Source organism: Oleiphilus sp. HI0066 (assembly GCF_001635725.1).
Genome location: NZ_LWFH01001803.1, coordinates 1 through 810, shown reverse-complemented (window position 1 = coordinate 810; position 810 = coordinate 1). Strand labels below are relative to the sequence as shown.

At 42.7% G+C, this 810-nt stretch carries 1 protein-coding gene; it reads right to left on the bottom strand.

The window, feature by feature from the left end:
• Positions 1 to 810: hypothetical protein (locus A3738_RS31715; RefSeq protein ID WP_197474098.1), on the bottom strand; the 810-nt coding region annotated here is incomplete at both ends.

Sequence of the window (810 nt, the reverse complement as noted above, 5' to 3'; positions counted from 1 at the left end):
TAGTACAAGCGTTTTCCATATACCTTGGGTATCGAGCGTTTTGACTTGATCGGGTGTGTTCTGACTGGCTACTGATTGATTGCTATCTCGATTTAGAAGCTTTGCTTCAAGCTCTATTCCACTAAGTTTTAGCCATGACTTGATGGTCTCAATTGGCGTGAATGAGACTTGCTCATTGCTGGTTGATGTGGTCGTTGCAGATTTTGCAGTAAGATCGGCGGACTTAGGTAATTGCTCTTTGAGTGTGCTTAGAATCAAAGACGATGCTTGTTGAGCTCCTTCTAATCTATCTGGCAGAGTCGGTGAGATTTGTGTTTGTTGAAGGATTTTAAAACCGCTGTTAAGACTGACTTGCTGTGGAAGTAAGCGAGCTAAGGAAGATCTTAACTGAGAGAGTTGTGCCTCAGGGAATGAAGTCTTTGTCTGTAACGGCAGGGTAGCTATCTGCTCTGCGGGTAGGTTTTTGATGACCGGAGTGCCCGCCTCCGTTAATGTGAGATTAAGTACCATGCCTGTCTTAAGCGCTAACTTTGAACTTGCGAGAATAAATTGATTTTTAATCTGTATTAGCCAAGTTGAAAGCTCTTTTTCTGAAATGGGTTGAGCCGGACTTGTTATGAGGTGCGGTACTTTTAGTTCACTTGCTTGTGTTGGAAGAGGTGTCGGACGATTGCCTTTGCTGCCGATCGTGATTGCTTGATCAGTGCTTAGTATTTCACCCTTAACTTTTCCTATTATTTGGATGAGGGCTGTCTGGTTTTTTTTTACATCAACGCTCTGAATTTCAACAATATTGTCTCTAATCACAGG